The sequence below is a fragment of the Citrobacter sp. GW821-FHT02E08 genome (assembly GCF_059421685.1).
On record NZ_JBWKVL010000010.1, the window covers coordinates 20116 to 43253 of the forward strand.

A 23138-nucleotide genomic window follows, 5' to 3' on the forward strand; every position below is an offset into this window, starting at 1 on the left:
TGACCATACTTACAGTCACTGCCATTGGAGGAGGGAGACATCATGCACTGGCAAACGCATACCGTTTTTAATCAACCCGTTCCACTCAATAACAGCAATTTATTTCTGTCGGATGGCGCGCTGTGCGAAGCCGTCGCCCGGGACGGCGCTGGCTGGGATAGCGATCTGCTCGCCAGCATTGGCCAACAGTTAGGCACCGCAGAATCGCTGGAATTGGGACGTCTGGCGAACATGTATCCCCCTGAGTTATTGCGCTACGACCCACAGGGACAGCGTCTGGATGATGTGCGTTTTCATCCTGCCTGGCACCTTCTGATGCAGGGGTTGTGCGCGAACCGCGTACATAATCTGGCCTGGGAAGACGATGCCCGCGCGGGGTCGTTTGTTGCCCGTGCGGCGCGCTTTATGCTGCATGCTCAGGTGGAAGCGGGAACGCTTTGCCCCATCACGATGACCTTTGCGGCGACGCCGCTGTTGCGACAGATGTTGCCCGCTCCCTTCCATAACTGGCTGACGCCTCTTGGTAGCGATCGCTACGACTCTCATCTTCTCCCCGGCGCGCAAAAACGTGGTCTGCTGATTGGCATGGGAATGACGGAAAAGCAGGGTGGATCTGATGTTCTGAGCAATACCACTTTCGCGGAACGTCTTGACGATGGCGCATACCGGCTGGTGGGGCACAAATGGTTCTTTTCCGTTCCGCAAAGCGATGCGCATCTTGTTTTGGCTCAGGCAAAAGGCGGACTCTCTTGCTTCTTCGTACCGCGCTTTTTACCCGATGGGCAGCGAAATGCCATCCGTTTTGAACGGCTGAAAGAGAAGTTGGGCAACCGTTCTAATGCCAGTTGCGAAGTGGAGTTTCAGGATGCGATTGGCTGGCTGCTAGGCGAAGAAGGCGAGGGGATCAGGCATATCCTGAAGATGGGCGGGATGACACGTTTTGATTGCGCGCTGGGCAGCCATGGGATGATGCGCCGGGCATTTTCTGTCGCTATCTATCACGCCCATCAACGGCAGGTATTTGGCAAACCGCTGGTTGAACAGCCAATGATGCGTCAGGTGCTGAGCCGTATGGAGTTACAACTTGAAGGCCAGACGGCGCTGTTGTTTCGACTGGCACGAGCGTGGGATCGTCGCCGCGATGAGAAAGAAGCGCTCTGGGCGCGTTTATTCACGCCTGCCGCGAAGTTCGCGGTGTGCAAAAGCGGTATTTCGTTTGTCGCCGAGGCGATGGAAGTGCTCGGTGGAATAGGTTATTGCGAAGAGAGCGAGTTGCCACGTTTGTACCGGGAAATGCCGGTGAACAGTATTTGGGAGGGTTCTGGCAACATCATGTGCCTTGACGTGCTTCGGGTGTTGAACAAACAAAGCGGCGTTTACGAGTTACTGGCCGACGCCTTTGCCGAAGTCAAAGGCCAGGATCGTTATTACGATCGCGCAGTGCGTCAACTCCAGCAGCGATTGCGCAAGCCTTCAGAGGAACAAGGGCGGGAGGTAACGCAGCAACTTTTCCTGCTCGGTTGTGGGTCGCAAATGTTACGGTATGCATCTCCGCCGGTGGCGCAGGCCTGGTGTCAGATGATGCTGGACACGCGCGGCGTGGCGCGTTTGTCCGCTCAGGTACAGAACGATTTGCTCCTGAGAGCGACAGGGGGATTACGTTAGAGGCCAGGCTCGCAGGCCGGGTTAAGCGCAAACGCTGCTACCCGGCCTACGCGAAGAATCAGGCATACAGGATGGCTTGTACGCGCCAGTTATCTGGCTGCTGATCTTCGTACATCTGAATAATGCGGTACCAGGAGGCGCCTTGCTCATCGGCTTTTAACGCCACGATACGTTCCACATCCTGCGGGTTCCCTGCAATATTGCTGACGGAAATCTGGCCAATTTCGTTCAGGCCTGTGACGCAGTCAGCACTGGCGAATTCGGCAGACTGTGCCGTGGTACTCACCAGTCCGGCAGGAACCAGCAGTGAGGATAAGGCAATAGATTGTTTCATCGTCAGCTCCATTTTACGTTTCCCCACCTGGGTAGGGCATTCCGTCGCGGTAATAAACCTCCAGCACCCTGCTCTCGGTTCATTGTGCACAGGTAAACGCATAGGCACGCAAAGCAATGTAAAACTGACTAAAAATCAATCTACTGTTATTTACGATATAAAATGGCCTGTGAATACCACTGACCTGTCACGATGGTTTCATCGACCAATACAATAACGTAATAATCTGCTTTGGCGGCGATGGCCTTTGCTCTGATTTCCGCCACGGCGTCATCCGGGGAACCCCGAACCAGGGCGCTCACCGCCCCCATTCGTTGCAACCCATGTGACTGGTCGCGGCGAATTTCCTGAGGTTGGTCAGTGACGGGTGGTGCAGGTTGCGGCGTACCCTGAAGTACACTGCAGCCGCTTAAGAATAAAACCAGCATCAAAGAGGCAAACCGGCGCATAACTCTATCTCGTTTCCTGATAGCCATAGTGTAGTGCCTTATTAATTTCCCTTTAGGGGGAATGTTCCCGAATTGTTATCTCTCACGCGATTTTCGAATGAAAATGTTGCGAAAGCGTAACCCAGTTCTCAACATTGTGAATCATTGTCGAACACATAAACTTGCGCTATGAATTTTGCCGTGGCATACCAGAATAAAAGAGGTGTAAAAATGATAGAGATTGAATCACGGTATCTGGCAGAGACTCCCGTTCTTCATGCGTTTCCGCAGGGAAAACGTGAGACTCTGCTGCCTTGTCTCATTTTTTATCATGGGTTCACCTCTTCCAGCCTCGTGTATAGCTACTTCGCTGTTGCACTGGCGCAGGCCGGGTATAGAGTTATTATGCCTGATGCGCCGGAACACGGTGTGCGATTTACCGGTGATGCACAGTGGCGAACCTGGCAATTCTGGCAAATTCTGCAGCAAAATATGCAGGAATTCGCTGCGTTACGTGCGGCAGCACAGACGGAAAACTGGATTCTGAACGAACGCCTGGCAGTAGGAGGGGCGTCGATGGGCGGCATGACTGCGTTGGGTATTATGACGCGTCATCCAGAGGTGAAATGTGTCGCCAGTCTGATGGGATCAGGGTATTTCACTCAACTGGCGCAGACGCTCTTTCCTCCGTCCTCACTGGAAACACCTTCGCAGCAGGCCGAATTCGACAAGATACTTGCCCCGTTGGCCGAGTGGGAAGTAACGGATCAACTGACCCATGTGGCAAATCGACCGCTGCTGCTGTGGCATGGGCAGGAAGATGATGTGGTTCCTGCCACAGAATCATTACGCTTGCAGCAAGCGTTGAGCCAACGGGGGCTGGATAAGAATCTGACCTGTTTATGGCAAGCGGGAGTACGTCACCGTATTACGCCAGAAGCCCTGGCAGCCACGGTCTCCTTTTTTCGCCAGCATCTTTAAATACGCCGAACGTTAACCCTTTGCGCTCCATTGTGTTGCAGGATTATGGGGGCGACAGCGCCCAAAAAAAAGCCCCCTGAAGAGGGGGCAAATCAAACTATGGCAATGTTCTCGTTGGTTGTTTCTGAATGGCTAGCGATAAATGTCTGAGCTGGCATGCATGTTACCGTTGCTACCTGGCTCCCGGATCAGGATGACGTGGTAGTACGTTGCGCCTTGCGCATCTGTTTCTTCGTTCAGAGCTTGATCTGCTTCACTTTCAGTGGCGAAGTTATGATTAATGTAAATCACGCCTAAGCTCTGCACATCATCCATATTCCTGGCTTGTTGGTTATCGATTTTAATGGCTGCCGTCGCATTTGCACTGAGCAAAAGTGCAGCCAGAAAGGTCAAAACACGGGCTCGCATACTGTACCTCCTCGACTGCTGTGTCTGGTCGGCGATATCTCCTGTGAATGGATTACTTCTGATTTAATTCTAATCGCTACTTGAGAAGGGGATAGCGACCATTTCTGATGCAGTTGTTCAAAAAATTACCGCATTACCCACTTCATCTTCATTTATAAGTCACTTGCGTATGCCGTTGCGCTCAAAAAAATACCTGTCTTTTAAGAATGAACTCTTACGCAATAATCAATTTTAATGCCGAAATTCGCCCCTTATAGTGATCGCTAACATAAAGATAACTTTATGATATTAAGGCAAAAACTAATGGATACTTCATTCATGGATTTCAGCTATTTCACGATCATGTTTATGGTTGCGCTAATAGCAGGTTTTATCAATGTGGTTTCGGGCGGCGGTGGTTTTCTCTCCATCGGTGCGCTGCTGATTTCCGGTTTGCCGCCCGCCAATGCATTAGCAACGAATAAACTTCAGGCACTGGGCAGCTCACTCACCTCTGGTATTTACTTTTTGCGTCAGGGTCATATTAATGTTCAACAACATAAATATGTGTTTTTATCCGCTTTTGCCGGTTCAGCAGTGGGGACCACGCTGATCCAATTTATCGAGCCAGAGTTACTGAAAAAGCTGTTGCCGGTGTTAATTATCGCCGTTGCCATTTATTTCATTTTTGCCCCCAACCTGAGCGAGCCGAAAAAGCGGCAGCAGGTATCGCTGTTTCTCTTTTCGTTGGTTTGCGGTGTCGGTGTCGGATTTTATGATGGGTTTCTCGGGCCGGGAGCCGGTTCGTTTTACACGCTGTGCTACATCCTGATGTGGGGATACAGCATTGATAAGGCGCAGATCCACTCTAATTTCATCAACCTTGCGTCTAACATTGCCTCCATTATGTTCTTCATCGCCGGAGGGAAAATGATTTGGTCACTTGGGTTGGTGATGTTTGTCGGGCAGTCTCTCGGTGCTCGCCTGGGTGCGACGGTTGTGCTGACGCGCGGTAAGAAAGTCATCAGGCCGATGATTGTGATTGTCTCCATCTGCATCAGCGTCAAGATGCTGCTGGACATGTACTAATGGCGCGATCATGACGCGCTGATAAATAATCGTACAATCACCTTGAGTTTACCGGCCACCGCCAGTATTATGACGCGTCATTTTTCAGCCGACCTTTAACACGTTCCTTGCCTCCATGGGCCTCGGCTGACCCAGACAGGAGGCTGAATAATCCGTAAGGAGCAATTCGATGCGTCATTACGAAATCGTTTTTATGGTCCATCCTGACCAGAGCGAACAGGTTCCGGGTATGATCGAACGCTACACTGGTGCAATCACTGCAGCAGAAGGCACGATCCACCGTCTGGAAGACTGGGGCCGCCGTCAGCTGGCTTACCCGATCAACAAACTGCACAAAGCTCACTACGTTCTGCTGAACGTTGAAGCGCCGCAGGAAGTGATCGATGAGCTGGAAACAAACTTCCGCTTCAACGATGCCGTTATCCGTAGCATGGTAATGCGTACTAAGCACGCTGTTACCGAAGCATCTCCGATGGTTAAAGCGAAAGACGAGCGTCGTGAACGTCGCGATGATTTCGCAAACGAAACCGCAGATGATGCTGAAGCTGGGGATTCTGAAGAGTAATTTCTGATGACCAACCGTTTGGTGTTGTCTGGCACAGTGTGCAGGACGCCGCTTCGCAAGGTCAGCCCATCAGGAATTCCTCATTGCCAGTTCGTGCTTGAGCATCGTTCTGTGCAGGAGGAAGCCGGTTTTCACCGGCAGGCGTGGTGTCAAATGCCCGTTATTATTAGCGGACACGAAAACCAGGCCATTACTCACAGTATAACGGTCGGTAGCGCAGTGACCGTTCAGGGGTTCATCTCTTGCCATAAGGCAAAGAACGGCCTGAGCAAAATGGTTCTGCATGCCGAGCAGATTGAATTGATAGATTCTGGAGACTAGCCATATGGCACGTTATTTCCGTCGTCGCAAGTTCTGCCGTTTCACCGCGGAAGGCGTTGTTGAGATTGATTACAAAGACATCGCAACGTTGAAAAACTACATTACCGAAAGCGGTAAAATTGTCCCGAGCCGTATCACCGGTACTCGTGCAAAATACCAGCGTCAGCTGGCTCGCTGCATCAAGCGCGCTCGCTACCTGTCCCTGCTGCCGTATACCGATCGTCATCAGTAATCGGCCGCTGTCTATTAACGACTTTAAGAGGATAAGGTAATGCAAGTTATTCTGCTTGATAAAGTAGCAAACCTGGGTAGCCTGGGTGATCAGGTTAACGTTAAAGCGGGCTACGCTCGTAACTTCCTGGTACCACAGGGTAAAGCTGTTCCTGCTACCAAGAAAAACGTTGAATTCTTCGAAGCGCGCCGCGCTGAACTGGAAGCTAAACTGGCTGACGTTCTGACCGCTGCTAACGCACGTGCTGAAGCAATCAACGCACTGGAAACCGTAACCATCGCGTCTAAAGCTGGCGACGAAGGTAAACTGTTCGGTTCCATCGGTACTCGCGACATCGCTGACGCTGTTACTGCAGCTGGCGTTGCCGTTGCTAAGAGCGAAGTTCGTCTGCCGAACGGCGTTCTGCGTACCACTGGTGAGCACGAAGTTGACTTCCAGGTTCACAGCGAAGTCTTCGCTAAACTGGTTGTAAACGTTGTTGCTGAGTAATTAATTACTCATCACCACGACAAATCGCCGGCCCTGTGCCGGCGTTTTGCTTTTCAGAAAACCCCTCTGTTTCTCTCTGGCTATTCTTTATCCTTTTCGGGATAATCAAAAAATAAAACATAATTTCAAAGTGATACTGGAATGGACGTTACCCATCAACAGCCTCTGTTTGCCCGCAAAAATGTGGTTTACCTGAGTGCCGCCTTTTGTTGTTTGCTATGGGGAAGCGCTTACCCGGCGATAAAGAGCGGGTATGAGATCTTCCAGATTGCAACGGATGATATCCCCTCAAAAATTGTTTTTGCTGGCTACCGATTTTTATTTGCGGGCGTGTTACTGCTGTTGCTGGCGATGATGCAGCGAAAACCCATCGCCCGCTTAAGCCCGCGACAGTTTGGTCAGTTAACCCTGCTGGGGCTGACGCAAACGTCGCTGCAATACATTTTTTTCTATATCGGCCTCGCCTTCACGACAGGGGTAAAAGGGTCGATCATGAATGCGACGGGCACATTTTTTAGCGTACTGCTGGCGCACTTTATCTATCAGAATGACAAACTCAGCTACAACAAAACGCTCGGTTGCATCCTGGGATTTATGGGCGTGATGGTGGTCAACTTCAACAACGGCCTGATGGACTTTAACTTTAGTTTGTTAGGGGATGGCTCGGTGGTGATGGCGGCCTTTATCCTTTCCGCCGCGACGCTTTACGGTAAACGTATCTCTCAGACGGTAGACCCGACAGTCATGACGGGCTATCAGTTAGGGATAGGCGGCCTGGCGCTGGTCATTGGTGGTTATGCTTGCGGTGGCTCACTGACCGTACACGGACTCTCTTCCGTGGCGATCCTGGGCTATCTGACGCTGCTCTCATCGGTGGCGTTTGCGCTGTGGAGTATTTTGCTCAAATACAACCGCGTGGGGATGATTGCCCCGTTTAATTTTCTGATCCCCGTCTCCGGCGCGGTTTTGTCGGCGATTTTCCTCGGCGAAAATATCCTGGAGTGGAAATACGCACTGGCGCTGGTGCTGGTGTGCTCGGGGATTTGGTGGGTGAATAAGATTCGTAAAGCCTGAACGTTATAGGCCCGGTAAGCGTTAGCGCCACCGGGCACGCATTTACCGCACGCGAATAAAATTTCCATTTGGCTGACGGGTAAACAGAACCTGCTGGTTATTACCGGTATCAATAGTTAAGCCTGTGACCACGCCGTTAGCGTTCTGGCGGATCTGTACCATCTGACCATCTTTAAGGTTGCTGAGTGGTTTACCCGCGCCCTCTGCCTGCGCCATGGCGTATACATCCGTAGGCGGAAGCCCATGATCGCGAAACACTTGCGCCAGGGTTTTACCTGAATCCACGCGATAAGAACGCCACTGTTGGTCAATCCCGCTATCCTGCTGGAAGGGTTGGGATTGCGTCGGCGCTTGTGTTTGCGGCGCCGTTTGTTCCTCTGGCTGCTCGTCCTGAATAGGTTCAGGGGCGACGGGTGCTACTTGCCCTGGGTCATTTTGCGGGGCAACCAGCTGCGCCTGAAGCTGAGCTTCCGTGGGCGGTTGCGACTGCGACTGGAGATCCAACTGGGCGTTTCGCGTGACGACTGGCGTCTCGCGGGTGCCATTTGAAGGAAGCAGGAAGCCAATCACCAGCACAATGGCCGCGGCGATAATGCCACGACGGTGCATGGGTGGCAGTGGATCCATGATGCGAAAATTGTCCGGTGCATGCCAGATTTTCGCCAGGGTTGGTTTTAGTTCAAAGCGCCCGGGCATGGCTTTCCTCCTGCTCCGCTTATCGTTCCTCGATCATAGAGTATAGATGGCTAACGCTATGATGTTCGTCATAATGCCCGCTTTCGTGACCTCAGCGCGGGATACACCTATTGTTTATGTTTCCCTGCGATTTGTCATCTCTTCCCGAGACAAAGTTTTACCGGATGCAGCGTGGCTGATATGCTTCCCGCTTCTTGAAATCCGATGAAAGGAAATATGATGGCAACCCCGACTTTTGACACTATCGAAGCGCAAGCAAGCTACGGCATTGGTTTGCAGGTAGGCCAGCAACTGAGCGAATCTGGTCTGGAAGGGCTGTTGCCTGAAGCGCTGGTTGCAGGTATTGCTGACGCGCTGGAAGGTAAACACCCGGCAGTGCCTGTTGATGTGGTTCACCGCGCGCTGCGCGAGATCCACGAACGTGCTGATGCGGTACGTCGCGAACGTTTCCAGGCCATGGCCGCTGATGGTGTGAAATACCTGGAAGAAAACCGTGAGAAAGACGGCGTGAACAGCACCGAGTCTGGTCTGCAATTCCGCGTGATCAACCAGGGTGAAGGCGCTATCCCGGCGCGTACCGATCGTGTACGTGTGCATTACACCGGCAAACTGATTGACGGTACCGTGTTTGACAGTTCTGTTGCGCGTGGCGAACCGGCTGAATTCCCGGTAAATGGCGTGATCCCAGGCTGGATCGAAGCGCTGACGCTGATGCCGGTTGGCTCCAAATGGGAACTGACTATTCCTCAGGAACTGGCGTACGGCGAGCGCGGCGCTGGCGCGTCCATCCCTCCGTTCAGCACGCTGGTGTTTGAAGTGGAACTGCTGGAAATCCTGTAAGCAGTGACTTCTGTTCCCCTCTTCATTGAGGGGGACAGAAAAAAGAGTGAAAAACCTACAATGAGCGAGATGTCGATATTTTATTTTGCAAATATGCTCGCTGCGTGTATTTTTGTGAACTGATTCTCGTTGTCAGAGTGATATGACACTCACTTTAAACATAAAATTAACATTTTATTTAAATCTAAGTATTCATCCCGCCAATTCTTACCTAATATCGATGAGTCCCGATAACGGGTTCGTCGTAGCATAGATGTACGACAGACGCATTAAAGGCCGTAGAGCCTAACAACACAGACAGGTACAGGAAGAAAAAAACATGGTAGATCAGGTAAAAGTCGTTGCCGACGAAGAGGCATCGTCTGAACAGTCGCTACGGCGCAATCTTACAAACCGCCATATTCAGCTTATCGCCATCGGCGGCGCTATTGGCACTGGTTTGTTCATGGGGTCCGGTAAAACCATCAGCCTTGCAGGGCCGTCGATCATTTTCGTGTATATGATCATCGGTTTTATGCTCTTTTTCGTGATGCGCGCAATGGGAGAATTGCTGCTCTCGAATCTCGAGTACAAATCATTTAGTGATTTCGCCTCCGATTTGCTCGGACCGTGGGCGGGATATTTTACCGGCTGGACCTACTGGTTCTGCTGGGTGGTTACCGGAATGGCCGACGTCGTCGCCATTACGGCTTATGCGCAATTCTGGTTCCCTGGGCTATCAGACTGGGTGGCCTCACTGGCGGTGATTGTCCTGCTGCTGAGCCTCAACCTCGCCACCGTAAAAATGTTCGGCGAGATGGAGTTCTGGTTTGCGATGATCAAAATCGTTGCCATCGTCGGGCTGATTGTGGTCGGACTGGTGATGATTATGATGCACTTTCAATCGCCGACGGGCGTTGAAGCCTCATTCACCCACCTGTGGAATGACGGCGGTTGGTTCCCGAAAGGCTTAAGCGGCTTCTTTGCCGGTTTCCAGATTGCCGTCTTTGCCTTCGTGGGTATTGAGCTGGTGGGGACGACGGCTGCGGAAACCAAAGATCCGGAGAAATCTCTGCCGCGCGCCATTAACTCGATTCCAATCCGTATCATCATGTTCTACGTTTTCGCGCTGATCGTGATTATGTCCGTAACGCCGTGGAGCTCGGTCGTACCGACCAAGAGCCCGTTTGTGGAGCTGTTTGTGCTGGTCGGTTTGCCTGCTGCTGCCAGCCTGATTAACTTTGTCGTGCTGACGTCTGCCGCATCGTCCGCGAACAGCGGCGTGTTCTCCACCAGCCGTATGTTATTCGGCCTGGCGCAGGAAGGGGTTGCACCGAGCGCGTTTGCGAAGCTGTCTAAACGTGCTGTTCCGGCAAAAGGGCTGACCTTCTCCTGTATCTGCCTGCTGGGCGGTGTAGTGATGCTGTACGTTAACCCGAGCGTGATTGGTGCATTCACCATGATCACCACCGTGTCGGCCATTCTGTTTATGTTCGTCTGGACCATCATTCTGTGCTCGTACTTGGTGTACCGTAAACAGCGCCCTCATCTGCATGAGAAATCGATTTACAAGATGCCGTGGGGCAAGGTGATGTGCTGGGTGTGCATGGCGTTCTTCGTGTTTGTACTGGTGCTGCTGACGCTGGAAGAAGATACCCGTCAGGCGCTGATCGTCACACCGCTGTGGTTCATCGCGCTGGGTCTCGGCTGGCTGTTTATCGGTAAGAAACGTATGGCAGGCGTGCGTTAAGTCTGTTGCCGGATGGCGCTATCGCTTATCCGGCCTACAGAGGCACGAAGTGTAGGCCCGGTAAGGCGAAGCCGCCACCGGGCTTTTTTTATTCCCCGGATAAGGCGCGCGGGAACAGTACGTTGTTTTCCAGACTGATGTGTTCCATCAGATCGTCAATCAGTTCGTTAATACCGTTATACATCGCTTTCCATGTCGTGCAGGCTTCCGGCGGCGGTGTCACGTTGTTGGTCGTGTGTTTGATCACTTCCAGCAGTTCACCCGCGTCATCGTGTTCGCTTTCCATGACGCTTATCGGGCCCATCGCCTGACTTCCCATTCTCTGTTTGATCATCGGGAACAGGATCTGCTCTTCTTTCATCATGTGGCTGGAAAGTTCCTGATGCAGCATGGTCAGATATTTCGCCAGACCCTTCGGTACGCTGGGTTTATCTGCGTGTACGCGTTCGACTTTGCTCGCCTGCAGAATAAGTTCCGGCAGTTGCTCACGGTGGCGATCATGATAACGCACGATGATGTGGTCGATGATTTCGGGGAGTTTTGCGGTACGCCAGTCTTTCTCAATCGGCTGTTCAGCAAGCGTAGCCAGTTGCGCTTCAATAGCGTCAACATCCAGCTCTTTACGCGCGGCCGCGCGCGCCAGCGTCTGCTTACCACCGCAGCAGTAATCCATATCGTACTTACGAAACAGCGCCGAAGCGCGAGGGATCGAGAGCGCCAGTTCACCTAAAGGTTGATCGCGATAAGACATAGCTGTTACCTCATTCTCAGTAATATAAGATGTATATTAAATACATCTTTAAAGCGAAGATATACCTCTTTCGAGTCAGAACGAAATGTGATGATTGTCACGAAATTTTCTTATTCTCTTAAGGTGCTGAATCTTATTAAAAAGAACTGAAAATCCGCTTTGGTCGCCGACGGCGGGATTAAATAAGCTGGCGGCACTGCCGATAGTTAGACCTCAGGCAATACTTGCATAAGAAAAGGCAACAGATGTTCAAACGGATCAAAGTCATCACCTTACTGATAATCGTGCTACTCACCCTGGGCGCGATGCAGATCATTTCCGCAGGCGTTTTTATCGGCGCGCTCAACCACGACAAACAAAACTTCACCGTGTCACAGCTTTCCAGTCAGAACGTGGCTGAATTTACCGATGCGTGGATCAGCCTGAACCAGGCGCGCGTGACGCTCAACCGGGGTATGCTGCGACTGCAAGGTAACATGGCAAACCAGATCAATGGCGGGCAGCTGAATGAACTGGTGAACGCCGCGAACCGCATGCTGGTAGAGGCAAAGCGCCATTACGACAATTACTACGCATTGCCGGAAACGCCGGGTCTGGATGAACAACTGGCCGACAGACTGGAAGAGCAATATGGCCTCTACTCGGCAACCCTGGAGAAAATGAACGTACTGCTGGCTGAAGGCAAGCTGGAAGAGATGTTCAGGCAGAATGCCGAGAAAAAACAGTCCGCCATGCAGGCGGTTTACCATGAGTGGCGTACCGCGCAGGCAGAACTGGCGAATGCGGGGATGCGGGATAACGAAAACGACTATCAGCGTATCATGTGGATCCTGACCCTGATTATGTTGGCGGTCGTGGCGGTGATTGTCATCAGCTGGATTGCCATGCAGCGCGTGTTGCTGAAACCGCTGCACGATGTGATGGCGCATATTCGTCATATTGCAGCAGGCGATCTGACCCACAGCATCCACACGGACGGCAGCAACGAAATGGCGTTGTTGGCGCACAATCTGCACGAGATGCAGCAGGCGCTGGCGACCACCGTCAGCGTGGTACGCGACGGGGCCGATACCATCTACACCGGCGCAGGGGAAATTTCGGCGGGCAGCAACGATCTCTCTTCACGGACTGAACAGCAGGCGGCATCACTGGAAGAAACAGCAGCCAGCATGGAGCAGCTTACCGCGACCGTGAAGCAAAATGCGGACAATGCGCGCCAGGCGACCAATCTGGCGCGAAATGCCTCTGAGACGGCGCAGAAAGGCGGCAAGGTGGTGGATGGCGTGGTGCGTACCATGGATGAAATTGCCACCAGTTCCAGCAAAATTGCCCAGATCACCAGCGTGATTGACGGCATTGCATTCCAGACCAATATTCTGGCGTTGAATGCGGCAGTAGAAGCAGCAAGGGCGGGGGAGCAGGGGCGTGGGTTTGCCGTGGTTGCAGGCGAAGTGCGTACCCTGGCGCAGCGTAGCGCGCAGGCGGCAAAAGAGATTAAGGCGTTAATTGATGACTCGGGCAATCGGGTGACTGCTGGCGCGGCGCTGGTGAATGAAGCCGGTGAAACCATGGCGGAGATTGTGAGTGCGGTCACCCGTGTCACCGACATCATGGGCGAAATCGCTTCTGCTTCCGATGAGCAAAGTCGGGGTATTGATCAAGTCGGTCAGGCGGTTGCAGAAATGGATCGCGTGACGCAGCAGAACGCTTCGCTGGTGGAAGAATCGGCCTCCGCTGCCGCGGCGTTGGAAGAGCAGGCTGCGCGTCTGAACCAGACGGTGGCGGTGTTTAACGTTTCGCGCCGGACGGCGGCGTAAACATCTTATGCGGCCTACGCGCGATGACGTCGTAGGCCGCATAAACGCCGCACCCTTTTGGTAACATCACGACTCTGAAACCGCGACGACGCAGGGCTTCTCTGGTTTCGCTCGCACTGCAATCACCACCCCAACCACCAGCAGTGCAATCCCGCTCAACGTCAGCAGTGGGGGCATTTCTTCACGCAGAATAAAGGTGTAGAGCAGACCTGCCAGCGTCTCGAAGACAATCAAGGGGCCGAGGATAACCGTTGGCAAACGCTGGCTGGCCACGTTCCAGCATAACGCGCCTACCCATGAACAGAGGATCGCAATGGCCACCATCAGGCAGAGAAACACCGCCGGGTGCGGCCCAAAGGGCAGATCAAACAGGGGCGTTTGCCCCTTCAGCCAGAGGCAGGCAGCGACATACCCAAGCAAAGAAACCGGCAGAGTGACCAGCGCCTGAGCCGTTGCCCACATCATCGGATGTTTATCCGGATTTTCGCGTAACCAGCGGGCGTTACGCAGCGCATACCATGCCCAGCACACCACGGAGATCAGCGCCAGTGCGATACCTGAACCATAGCGCCAGCCGTTAAAATCGGGCATTCCCTGATCCAGCTCCGCAACATTCACGCAGAGCAGCCCAATGGCGATAAGTACCAGTGCGGGCGTTAAGCGTAGCCAGGATAATTTGCCGTCACGCTGGCTATAAAGCAGGTTGGCAAATACCGGGATCACCACCGGCAGCGTTCCGATGATCATCGTTGAAACGGGGGCGCCGGTGCGCTGAATGGCGCTTGCCAGGCAGAAGTAATAAATCAGATTGCCCATCATCGTCAGCGCCAGCGCGGTCAGCCAGTCTTTACGTGTTAACTGGCGAAGCCGCACGCGGCCAAGCCAGGCGATGGGTAATGCGATCAACCCCAGGGCCAGATAACGCCCCATTGCCTGCAATACCGCCGGGTATTCCGGCACGATCAACGGCCCGACAAAAATCAGCCCCCACATCAGCCCCGCCAGCAGGGCATACAACACACCGCTAATCATTTTTACATCCACATTATTGAACGTAGTGAGAAGTGTAGGCAGGGAATCCACGCCCGTATTGTATGAGGTTGCTGATTAACCGGAAAACACCTGCTTTTGGTAGCGTACCGGGGTGATGCCGTAGCGATGGGTAAAGGTACGGGTGAGATGGGATTGATCGGTCAACCCGGTGGCCGCCGCCACCTCTGCTGCGGGCATACCGTGGGTGAGAAACGTCTTTGCCCGCCACAGCCGAATCGCCATCAGCATCTGGTGCGGCGTCACGTGGAAATGGGCTTTGAACTGGCGCTGAAAGTGCCAGGGGCTTAGCGACGCGACGTTCGCCAGTTCGTCCAGCGTGACAGAATGCATATAGTTATCATGCAGATACTCGCGTACGCGATCAAAACGGTGTGCGCCTTCGCGCGGCGTCGGCGCATGACGCGCCAATGGCTGGAACGTGTCGATAAGAGAGAGCAGCAGACCTTTTTGCGCCAGCGGATCGTCCGCGTGCCAGAGTCCCTGGATCAGCGAACAAATCTGGCGCGATCGTAACGGATCGTGGCGCGTAACGTCCTGAAACCACCAGTGACGGATCCCGGTCACCTTTTCCAGCAGATCGGGTTCGAGATAGATCATTCGGTAACGCCAGCCGTCGGCTGTGTCAGCCTCGCCGGTATGCAGCTCATCGGGATTCATCGTGACGACGGACTGGGCGGGGGCAACATATTGCGTACCGCGATAGCGAAAGCGTTCGGCTCCGGCTTCTATCGCACCGATACCGAACGCTTCATGGGTATGGGGTTCAAAGGCGTAACGCGAAATGTGGGCATGATAAAGTTCAACGCCGGGAACCTGCGCCAGATGGCGAAAACGGGCGCTGTCTTTCTCATCAATAAACTGTTCTGGTACGCCTTGCACATTGTCTCTCCCCATGAACCCGCTTTTTATTATTAAAGAGGGTTCCCGGGGACGCCACTGCAATTCGCGAATTTTTAGCACTTACAGGATGTTTTTGACGCTCTCAGCCAGTGGGGGGGTCGACCGTCCAGTCAGTGTGCTCAATGTCTTGCTGTCGTCAAACAGGCCACCGTTTGAGGCGCCCACATCGGAATCCGCCAGCATATCCGCCAGTCCCGCAGGCAGCCCCACACCTTTCAGCGCCGCGGCAAAATCCGCTTCGCTCAGATTCTGATACACCACGTTTTTTCCGCTCTGTTTTGCCAGTTCGACGGCCAGTTGGCTGAGCGTCCAGGCTTCATCGCCCGCCAGTTCGTAAACCTGACCGGCATGGCCCTCTTCGCTAATCACGCGGGCGGCAGCGGCGGCATAATCAGCACGGGTGGCGGAGGCGATTTTGCCTTCACCTGCGGCACCGATAAACACGCCGTGTTCAAGCGCTGCGGGCGCACTGGCCAGGTAGTTTTCGGTATACCAGCCGTTACGTAGCAAGGTGTGGGGAATGCCTGAGTCTGCCAGCATTTTTTCGGTTTCAACGTGCTCGGCATGCAGTTCCAGCGGGGAGCGGTCGGCATGAAGAAGGCTGGTGTACGCGATAAATTTTACATCAGCTGCCATTGCGGCATTAATCACATTGCGATGCTGTGCGCTACGTTGCCCGACTTCGCTCGACGAGATCAGCAGCAGTTTATCAATACCCTGTAGCGCGGTGGTGAATGCCGCTTCGTTGTTGTAATCCGCCTCACGTACGGTAATGCCTTGCTGACGCAGGGCCGTGGCTTTCGCCGCGTTACGAACGATAGCGACAATCTGGTTGGCAGAAACGGTTTTCAGTAAGGATTCGATAACGTGTTGACCCAGTTGGCCAGTGGCACCGGTAATTGCGATCATGGGATGACTCCTCGTCTTTGTCTTGTGTTTAATTACGCTAACACCTAAACTTACTTTTAGTAAGTACGTACAAAAAGGTAAGTATAAAAATGACAAACTCAACGCTTTCTCAGCAATTGCGCGAGGGGAATTTGTTCGCCGAACAGTGCCCGTCGCGAGATGTGTTAAAGCACGTGACCAGCCGCTGGGGGGTATTGATTCTGGTGGCGCTGCGTGACGGAACGCATCGCTTCAGCGATTTACGCCGCAAGATGGGCGGCGTGAGCGAAAAAATGCTGGCGCAATCGTTACAGGCGCTGGAGCTGGACGGTTTTGTTAATCGGGTGTCGTATCCGGTGGTTCCACCGCACGTAGAGTACAGCCTGACGCCGCTGGGTGAGCAGGTCAGCGATAAAGTGACCGCGCTGGCGGACTGGATAGAACTGAATCTGCCGCAGGTCCTGGCGGTACGGGATGAGCGTGCGGCGTGAGTATTTGCCGGATGGCGGCTGACGCCTCTCCGGCCTACAGATAGCATTGACCCGTAGGCCGGATAAGACGCTCTGGCGTCGCCATCCGGCAATGAAGGGAGCGTTAGTGGCGCAAATCCACCTGATAAATTGCAAAACCGATATCATCGGTGGCGACTTTCTTCAGCGGATATTGTCCTTTCTCTTTGATAAACGCGGCAGCCTTATCGGTCGGGGATGTCTCAAAACGGATATCCAGCGTCGTCTTACTGCTGATGGGCGCCAGACGCCAGTTATTGTCCGCTGCCGGATGGATTGCGCCTGCACGCTTCGTTTCTGCGCCTATCCACGCGGCCAGCACTGAACGGTTCTCATCCGGTGAAGCAAAAGCGATATGGTTTTCGCCGGTGCCCGCAAACTTACCACCGTAAGCGCGATAGTTATTGGTGGCGACCAGGAACATTGCGTTAGGGTCAATCGGTTTGCCGTTGAAGGTCAGATTCTTGATACGCTCTGCGTTGGGGTTGACGGTCTGGCATTCGCCGTCATAGCGGGCGGGCTGCGAAACATCCACCTGATAATTGACCCCATCGATCACATCGAAGTTATAGGTGCGGAATCCATCCCAGTTAATCAGCGACTGCGGCTTGCTGCTGTGGATATCAATCTGATTGAACTGTCCTGCCGAGCATTCAAGCCACTCTTTCACCTCTTTGCCGCTGGCTTTGACGACCACCAGGGTATTGGGGTAAAGATAGAGGTCGGCGGCGTTACGGAAGGTGAGTTGCCCTTTTTCCACCTCAACAAAGCTGGCGGGATCGTTTTTACGACCACCGACTTTAAACGGTGCGGCGGCGGAAAGCACAGGCAGTTTTGCCAGATCCGGATCGCCCTGAATAAAGTGTTCAACGTAGGCTTTTTGCGCCATATTCACTACCTGAACGGTCGGATCATCTTGTACCAGCGCCAGATAGCTGTACATGTTATCTGCGGATTGACCAATCGGTTTACCGACAAATTTGCGCGTGGCGTCATGATCGGCTTTCAGGATATCGGCCAGCTTACGGTCTTCCGCTGCCAGCGATTTTTTCGCCGTCGCGTCATAAATCGGGCGCGCCTCGGCTTTCGCCTGCGTCACCTGCCATTTCCCGCTGTCGTTGTTGAGCACCAGATCCACCACGCCCAGATGATCGCCCCACATGCCCGGCATGACGGCCGGTACACCGTTAAGGGTACCTTTGGCGATATCCGCGCCCTTAATGCTGGCGAAATCTTTACCCGGGAAGACGGCATGTGCGTGACCAAACATAATGGCATCCACGCCCGGGACTTCGCTGAGGTAGTAAACCGAGTTTTCCGCCATGCTCTGGTAGGGATCGGCTGAAAGACCGGAGTGCGCAATGACGACCACCACATCGGCGCCGTTGGCGCGCATTTCAGGGACATACTTGCGGGCGGTTTCGGTGATGTCATTCACCGTCACTTTGCCGCTGAGGTTAGTTTTATCCCAGGTCATGATTTGGGGCGGCACAAAACCGATATAGCCGATTTTGAGCGTTTGCTTATGACCGTCCTTATCGATGACGTCAGTCTCTTTGATCAGATAAGGGGTAAACAGCGGCTTTTGGGTTTTAACGTCGATGATATTGGCGTTAACGTAAGGGAATTTTGCGCCAGACAGCGCTGCGTGGAGATAATCCAGACCATAGTTGAATTCATGGTTGCCAAGGTTGCCGACGGCATAATCAAGCGTATTCAGTGCTTTGTAGACAGGATGAATATCGCCTTTTTGCAGCCCTTTGTCTGCCATGTAATCGCTCAGCGGACTCCCCTGAATCAGATCGCCGTTATCGACCAGTACGCTGTTTTTCACTTCATTTCTGGCGGCATTAATCAAACTTGCCGTGCGTACCAGGCCGAACTTTTCCGTCGCGGTATCTTTGTAATAATCAAAATCCATCATGTTGCTATGCAAATCAGTGGTTTCCATGATTCGCAGATCGACGGTCGCCGCATTCACGCTGGCCGCGATCAGCGTGGCCAGGAGCGTTGCGCTAAACTTAATCATCAGGGGCATCCTTTTAAGATCTAAGCCACAAAAGAAAATGTATCTATATCTTCTTGCTTACAGAATCGTGAATCATGCCATGAATTTACCTGCCAAAACCGCAGTCATTATCACAGTTGGCGGATCCCCTGACGATCGGGTATAAGTAAAACAACGAGTTAACGCCACGGCCACAAACGAGGTGGAGAATGTTAGAACATGTATGCCAGCTTGCACGGAATGCGGGTGATGCCATTATGCAAATTTACGATGGAGTCAAACCGATGGAGATCACCAGCAAGCAGGATGATTCTCCGGTCACTGCGGCGGATCTTGCCGCGCATGCCGTGATACTCGAAGGATTACAGGCACTGACGCCAGATATTCCGGTTCTTTCGGAAGAAGACCCGCAGGGTTGGGACGTGCGCCAGCACTGGCAGCGTTACTGGCTGGTAGACCCACTGGATGGCACGAAAGAGTTCATTAAACGTAACGGGGAATTCACCGTCAATATTGCGCTGATCGACAAGGGCAAGGCGGTATTGGGCGTGGTTTACGCTCCCGTCATGAAGGTGATGTACAGCGCGGCAGAAGGTAAAGCCTGGAAAGAAGAGTGCGGTATACGCAAACAAATTCAGGTACGCGACGCCCGCCCGCCGCTGGTGGTGATTAGCCGCTCCCATGCAGACAACGAAATGAAAGAGTATTTGCAGCAGTTGGGTGAGCACCAGACAACCTCGATTGGATCTTCCCTCAAGTTCTGCCTGGTGGCAGAAGGGCAGGCTCAGCTGTATCCACGCTTTGGTCCTACTAACGTCTGGGATACCGCTGCGGGCCACGCTGTTGCCGCTGCCGCCGGGGCGCATATTCACGACTGGCAGGGTAAACCACTGGATTACACGCCGCGCGAATCATTCCTTAACCCCGGCTTCCGGGTCTCTATTTACTGAGTAATTTATGCAGCAGGGCGATCACCTGCTGCACCTCTTCCTGCGTTAATGCGCCATCTTTTGCCCACTGAACACGGCCATCTTTATCAAGTACGGCGATAGCTGAACTCTCTTCATCCAGTTGCCAGGTTTTACGCGCAATGCCGTCGCTGTCGACAATAAACTGCGACCAGGGGTAGAGCTTCTTATTACTCTCAAGGCTACTGCGCACGAACATACCGGAGCCGGGAATGGCGTCATCCGTGTTGACGATAGTGGTGGTCTGGTATTTGTCGTGCGGCAGTTTTGCCGCTTTGATTGCCTCGATCAACGTCGCGTTTTTCTCTTTGGCAGAAGTGCGTCCGGCGATGTGTTGCAGAATGCGTACTTTCCCAGGCAACTGCGCGCTATTCCAGTTTTTGTAGCTAAACTTATCACTATCAAGAATCAATTCACCGCGATCGGCAATCCCCACTGGTGACACGCGCTGGTGCGTTTCGAAGTTATGTGCGGAGGCCATCATCGGCAGTAGCAGGCATGAGAGCGCCAGAAGCTTACGTAAGGTCATGGTGTTTCCTTATTATTTGCAGGTGATCCGACCACTTGGGTCTGAGATTTAATCATATGTGCGAATAATGCTTTTTCCCGCAAGCGCGATGCCAGTTTGCGGACGGGCGCACAAATCCTGCGAAAAATGAAGGCTTATACTGAATCCAGCGTATCAGTGAAGAGATAATTCTGAATAAGTGTAATGGAAAGGTAAATAAACTTATACACGCTGGAAACATCGTCGCGATAGTCTATAGTCATATGGCATTAAAATTTGCGCCTTAGAACAGTTGGGCTGATTGTGGCACCGCAAAGGCGTAATGCTCAGCAGGAGACAACAATGAAAATTTTCCAACGGTACAACCCGCTGCAGGTGGCGAAGTACGTGAAGATCCTGTTTCGTGGACGGTTATATATCAAGGACGTAGGCGCTTTTGAGTTTGATAAGGGTAAGATTCTTGTCCCAAAAGTGAAGGACAAACAGCATTTTTCTGTGATGTCCGAAGTTAACCGTCAGGTTTTGCGTCTGCAAACTGAGATGGCTTAACCGAAGTGCTATGCGATAGTTAAAGCAGTATAAAAAAACGGCTCCTTAAACAGGAGCCGTTGATGTTTCTAAGGCGCGTAACTTATGCCGCGTTCTCTTCTTTGGCATCGGGCAGCTTCGGCACCAGCGTCGTGGGTTTTGTGCCGAGTCGCGTGACCAGCAACTGATCGATACGGTAGTTATCGATATCCACCACTTCAAACTTGTAGCCGGAAAACTTCACCGAGTCGGTACGTTTCGGGATTTTTCGCAGCATAAACATCATAAAGCCGCCGATAGTTTCGTAGTTACCCGACTGCGGAAACTCGTCGATATCCAGTACGCGCATGACGTCGTCGATAGGCGTACCGCCATCAATCAGCCATGAATTCTCATCACGGGCGACAATCTGTTCTTCCAGACCCTGACCCACCAGGTCGCCCATTAATGTCGTCATCACATCATTGAGGGTGATAATACCCACCACCAACGCGTACTCGTTCATGATAACGGCAAAATCTTCGCCCGCGGTTTTGAAGCTTTCCAGCGCTTCAGAGAGGGTTAAGGTGTCCGGAACGATCAGCGTATTGCGGATCTGGACGCCGCTGTTAAGCGCCATGCTCTGGTTCGCCAGCACGCGGTTGAGCAGGTCTTTTGAGTCAACGTAGCCAATGATGTGGTCGATGTCTTCGTTACAGACCAGGAATTTCGAGTGCGGATGCTCCGCCACTTTGTTTTTCAGGCTCTGTTCATCTTCATGCAGATCAAACCAGATCACGTTTTCTCGCGAGGTCATGGAAGACGGCACGGTACGAGATTCCAGCTCGAACACGTTTTCAATCAGTTCGTGTTCCTGTTTACGCAGTACGCCTGCTAACGCACCGGCTTCAACGACCGCATAGATATCATCAGACGTAATGTCGTCTTTACGCACCATCGGCAGTTTGAAGATGCGAAAGATGGTGTTTGCCAGACCGTTGAAGAACCACACCAATGGGCGAAATACAAACAGGCAGAAGCGCATCGGGTTGATGATACGCAAAGCAACAGCTTCTGGCGCAATCATACCGATGCGTTTCGGGGTTAAATCCGCGAACAAAATAAACAGACCGGTGACCAGCGAGAAAGAGAGAATAAAGCTCAGTTGCTCGGACAGCTCTGCTGAGAAGTAGGTAGAGAACAGGGAATAAAATGCCGGAGAAAATGCGGCGTCGCCCACGATACCGCCGAGAATGGCGACTGCGTTCAGGCCAATTTGCACCACGGTAAAGAACATCCCCGGGTTTTCCTGCATTTTCAAAACGCGCTGCGCGTTGATATTGCCATCATCCGCTAACAACTTAAGTTTAATTTTACGTGAGGCGGCAAGCGAGATCTCGGATATCGAGAAGAACGCACTTACAGCGATCAAGCAGAGTATGATTAAAATACTGTTTAACATATCTTATCCGGCGTTACGCCAGATCCTCGGAAGGGAGAAGTTGATAAATCCGTGTGAAATACACATTGAAAACCGGCCCGAAGGAAGTGAGCCGGTAATTTCAGTCGCTAGTATAGCGTAAGGTACTGTAATGCCGCCAGAGGGTCCGATTTCGACACTCCCGGAGGCCAGATACGCGTCGCGGCATCAGGCGTGGCAAGGGGCTGTCAAAACGCCTGTCTGCTCACAACATCACGCATCAGGCGGCAGACATACGCCAATTCCGCCAATGCCGCAGTAGCCGTACGGATTCTTGTGCAGATACTGCTGGTGGTCATCCTCGGCGTAGTAGAACGGGGTGGCGTGGCTAATCTCGGTAGTGATGTGGCGATTGTCATTTGCTGCGGCCATCGCCGCCTGAAAGCGTTCAAGACTGGCGTGGGCGGCGGCGTCCTGTTCCGGCGTTAACGGATAGAGAGCGGAACGGTACTGTGTCCCCTGATCGTTGCCCTGACGCATACCCTGCGCCGGGTCGTGATTCTCCCAGAACACCTGTAACAACTGCTCATAGCGGATAACCTGGGGATCGTAGACCACACGAACGGCTTCGGCGTGACCGGTTTGCCCGGAGCAGACTTCCCGGTAGGTGGGATTTGGCGTATAGCCGCCGGTATACCCCGCCGCCGTGCTATATACCCCCGGCAATTGCCAGAATAAACGCTCAACGCCCCAAAAGCAGCCCATAGCAAAAAGGGCAATTTCCATCCCTTCGGGCACATTTGTCATGGAGTGTTCGTTTACCGCATGCAGAGTGGCTACCGGCATCGGGGTATTGCGTCCGGGCAATGCATCTGATTGAGTAACCAGATGCTTTTTATCAAATATGCTCATGGTGCGGTCCTCCCAAAAACTGTCATTTGGTTTAAGGTTGTAACAAGACGCTTCTTTGCACACAATA

26 protein-coding genes are annotated in these 23138 nt (G+C 52.8%); 14 read left to right on the plus strand and 12 right to left on the minus strand.

Features of this window, described 5'->3' with window-relative positions:
- Positions 1 to 42 precede the first annotated feature (42 nt).
- Positions 43 to 1665 carry an isovaleryl-CoA dehydrogenase gene (locus AC07UY_RS13790; protein ID WP_494701435.1) on the plus strand — a complete coding sequence of 541 codons (1623 nt, stop codon included), beginning with the start codon at positions 43 to 45 and terminating at the stop codon, positions 1663 to 1665.
- A gap of 58 nt (positions 1666 to 1723) precedes the next feature.
- Here AC07UY_RS13790 and yjfN read toward each other — a convergent pair whose 3' ends face one another.
- Together yjfN and bsmA are read right to left on the minus strand one after the other, a co-directional pair.
- A complete protein-coding gene (gene yjfN / locus AC07UY_RS13795) occupies positions 1724 to 1999 on the minus strand; it encodes a DUF1471 family protease activator YjfN (RefSeq protein ID WP_203359165.1) in 276 nt (91 codons plus the stop codon).
- A gap of 146 nt (positions 2000 to 2145) precedes the next feature.
- On the minus strand, positions 2146 to 2475 hold the full coding sequence (gene bsmA / locus AC07UY_RS13800) for a biofilm peroxide resistance protein BsmA (RefSeq protein ID WP_192610834.1): 330 nt from the start codon (positions 2473 to 2475) through the stop codon (positions 2146 to 2148).
- 183 nt (positions 2476 to 2658) lie between these two features.
- Here bsmA and yjfP point away from each other — a divergent pair, with 183 nt between their 5' ends.
- Positions 2659 to 3408 (plus strand): esterase, encoded by a 750-nt coding sequence (gene yjfP, locus AC07UY_RS13805; protein ID WP_494661235.1) that lies wholly within the window; start codon positions 2659 to 2661, stop codon positions 3406 to 3408.
- Between the two features lie 132 nt (positions 3409 to 3540).
- Here the strand turns inward: yjfP and yjfY are convergent, their stop codons facing one another.
- Positions 3541 to 3816, minus strand: coding sequence for a DUF1471 family protein YjfY (gene yjfY / locus AC07UY_RS13810; RefSeq protein ID WP_494661234.1), 276 nt, complete (start codon positions 3814 to 3816; stop codon positions 3541 to 3543).
- A gap of 303 nt (positions 3817 to 4119) precedes the next feature.
- On the opposite strand from yjfY, the gene AC07UY_RS13815 reads away from it, so the two are divergent.
- The 6 genes from AC07UY_RS13815 to AC07UY_RS13840 all read left to right on the plus strand — a co-directional run bounded on the left by AC07UY_RS13815 (position 4120) and on the right by AC07UY_RS13840 (position 7565).
- Positions 4120 to 4884, plus strand: a complete 765-nt coding sequence (locus tag AC07UY_RS13815; RefSeq protein WP_494661233.1) for a TSUP family transporter — start codon at positions 4120 to 4122, stop codon at positions 4882 to 4884.
- Between the two features lie 169 nt (positions 4885 to 5053).
- Entirely contained in the window at positions 5054 to 5449 is a 396-nt protein-coding gene (gene rpsF / locus AC07UY_RS13820) for a 30S ribosomal protein S6 (RefSeq protein ID WP_096758559.1), read from the plus strand.
- Between the two features lie 6 nt (positions 5450 to 5455).
- Positions 5456 to 5770: a primosomal replication protein N gene (gene priB / locus AC07UY_RS13825; RefSeq protein ID WP_096758558.1), complete on the plus strand. Its 315-nt coding sequence runs from the start codon at positions 5456 to 5458 to the stop codon at positions 5768 to 5770.
- Between the two features lie 4 nt (positions 5771 to 5774).
- Positions 5775 to 6002 (plus strand): 30S ribosomal protein S18, encoded by a 228-nt coding sequence (rpsR, locus tag AC07UY_RS13830; RefSeq protein WP_002210155.1) that lies wholly within the window; start codon positions 5775 to 5777, stop codon positions 6000 to 6002.
- 39 nt (positions 6003 to 6041) lie between these two features.
- Positions 6042 to 6491 carry a 50S ribosomal protein L9 gene (gene rplI, locus AC07UY_RS13835; RefSeq protein WP_192610838.1) on the plus strand — a complete coding sequence of 150 codons (450 nt, stop codon included), beginning with the start codon at positions 6042 to 6044 and terminating at the stop codon, positions 6489 to 6491.
- 141 nt (positions 6492 to 6632) lie between these two features.
- Positions 6633 to 7565, plus strand: coding sequence for a DMT family transporter (locus AC07UY_RS13840; protein WP_494701434.1), 933 nt, complete (start codon positions 6633 to 6635; stop codon positions 7563 to 7565).
- Between the two features lie 42 nt (positions 7566 to 7607).
- On the opposite strand, the gene AC07UY_RS13845 is transcribed toward AC07UY_RS13840, so the two are convergent.
- Entirely contained in the window at positions 7608 to 8261 is a 654-nt protein-coding gene (locus AC07UY_RS13845) for an OapA family protein (protein ID WP_494701433.1), read from the minus strand.
- Positions 8262 to 8480: 219 nt separating this feature from the next.
- On the opposite strand from AC07UY_RS13845, the gene bamJ reads away from it, so the two are divergent.
- Positions 8481 to 9101 (plus strand): BamJ family beta-barrel-assembly machinery protein, encoded by a 621-nt coding sequence (gene bamJ, locus AC07UY_RS13850; protein ID WP_192610841.1) that lies wholly within the window; start codon positions 8481 to 8483, stop codon positions 9099 to 9101.
- A 319-nt stretch (positions 9102 to 9420) separates the two neighbouring features.
- Complete coding sequence (cycA, locus tag AC07UY_RS13855; RefSeq protein WP_203359160.1) at positions 9421 to 10830, plus strand: D-serine/D-alanine/glycine transporter; 1410 nt, start codon at positions 9421 to 9423, stop codon at positions 10828 to 10830.
- Between the two features lie 88 nt (positions 10831 to 10918).
- Here cycA and ytfE read toward each other — a convergent pair whose 3' ends face one another.
- Positions 10919 to 11581 carry an iron-sulfur cluster repair protein YtfE gene (gene ytfE / locus AC07UY_RS13860; protein WP_494661229.1) on the minus strand — a complete coding sequence of 221 codons (663 nt, stop codon included), beginning with the start codon at positions 11579 to 11581 and terminating at the stop codon, positions 10919 to 10921.
- A gap of 245 nt (positions 11582 to 11826) precedes the next feature.
- Here ytfE and AC07UY_RS13865 point away from each other — a divergent pair, with 245 nt between their 5' ends.
- Positions 11827 to 13398, plus strand: coding sequence for a methyl-accepting chemotaxis protein (locus AC07UY_RS13865; RefSeq protein ID WP_494701432.1), 1572 nt, complete (start codon positions 11827 to 11829; stop codon positions 13396 to 13398).
- Positions 13399 to 13464: 66 nt separating this feature from the next.
- On the opposite strand, the gene AC07UY_RS13870 is transcribed toward AC07UY_RS13865, so the two are convergent.
- The 3 genes from AC07UY_RS13870 to AC07UY_RS13880 all read right to left on the minus strand — a co-directional run bounded on the left by AC07UY_RS13870 (position 13465) and on the right by AC07UY_RS13880 (position 16260).
- Positions 13465 to 14430 carry a DMT family transporter gene (locus tag AC07UY_RS13870; RefSeq protein WP_494701431.1) on the minus strand — a complete coding sequence of 322 codons (966 nt, stop codon included), beginning with the start codon at positions 14428 to 14430 and terminating at the stop codon, positions 13465 to 13467.
- A gap of 75 nt (positions 14431 to 14505) precedes the next feature.
- Positions 14506 to 15330: an AraC family transcriptional regulator gene (locus AC07UY_RS13875; RefSeq protein ID WP_494661226.1), complete on the minus strand. Its 825-nt coding sequence runs from the start codon at positions 15328 to 15330 to the stop codon at positions 14506 to 14508.
- A gap of 81 nt (positions 15331 to 15411) precedes the next feature.
- Positions 15412 to 16260 carry an SDR family oxidoreductase gene (locus AC07UY_RS13880; RefSeq protein ID WP_494701430.1) on the minus strand — a complete coding sequence of 283 codons (849 nt, stop codon included), beginning with the start codon at positions 16258 to 16260 and terminating at the stop codon, positions 15412 to 15414.
- 89 nt (positions 16261 to 16349) lie between these two features.
- On the opposite strand from AC07UY_RS13880, the gene AC07UY_RS13885 reads away from it, so the two are divergent.
- The gene (locus AC07UY_RS13885) at positions 16350 to 16730 is read left to right on the plus strand and encodes a winged helix-turn-helix transcriptional regulator (RefSeq protein WP_494661224.1); all 381 of its coding nucleotides are present in this window, start codon (positions 16350 to 16352) and stop codon (positions 16728 to 16730) included.
- Between the two features lie 103 nt (positions 16731 to 16833).
- On the opposite strand, the gene AC07UY_RS13890 is transcribed toward AC07UY_RS13885, so the two are convergent.
- Entirely contained in the window at positions 16834 to 18777 is a 1944-nt protein-coding gene (locus AC07UY_RS13890) for a bifunctional 2',3'-cyclic-nucleotide 2'-phosphodiesterase/3'-nucleotidase (RefSeq protein WP_494701429.1), read from the minus strand.
- 188 nt (positions 18778 to 18965) lie between these two features.
- Between AC07UY_RS13890 and cysQ the strand changes: the two genes are divergently transcribed.
- Positions 18966 to 19706, plus strand: a complete 741-nt coding sequence (cysQ, locus tag AC07UY_RS13895) for a 3'(2'),5'-bisphosphate nucleotidase CysQ (protein ID WP_494661222.1) — start codon at positions 18966 to 18968, stop codon at positions 19704 to 19706.
- On the opposite strand, the gene AC07UY_RS13900 is transcribed toward cysQ, so the two are convergent.
- Positions 19696 to 20253, minus strand: coding sequence for a YtfJ family protein (locus AC07UY_RS13900; RefSeq protein WP_494661221.1), 558 nt, complete (start codon positions 20251 to 20253; stop codon positions 19696 to 19698). The genes cysQ and AC07UY_RS13900 overlap by 11 nt on opposite strands.
- 321 nt (positions 20254 to 20574) lie before the next feature.
- Between AC07UY_RS13900 and AC07UY_RS13905 the strand changes: the two genes are divergently transcribed.
- Positions 20575 to 20781, plus strand: a complete 207-nt coding sequence (locus AC07UY_RS13905) for a DUF1107 domain-containing protein (RefSeq protein ID WP_192610851.1) — start codon at positions 20575 to 20577, stop codon at positions 20779 to 20781.
- 82 nt (positions 20782 to 20863) lie between these two features.
- Here the strand turns inward: AC07UY_RS13905 and paeA are convergent, their stop codons facing one another.
- Together paeA and msrA are read right to left on the minus strand one after the other, a co-directional pair.
- Positions 20864 to 22201, minus strand: coding sequence for a polyamine export protein PaeA (gene paeA, locus AC07UY_RS13910; RefSeq protein ID WP_192610852.1), 1338 nt, complete (start codon positions 22199 to 22201; stop codon positions 20864 to 20866).
- 231 nt (positions 22202 to 22432) lie between these two features.
- On the minus strand, positions 22433 to 23071 hold the full coding sequence (msrA, locus tag AC07UY_RS13915) for a peptide-methionine (S)-S-oxide reductase MsrA (RefSeq protein ID WP_494701428.1): 639 nt from the start codon (positions 23069 to 23071) through the stop codon (positions 22433 to 22435).
- Positions 23072 to 23138: the final 67 nt, after the last annotated feature.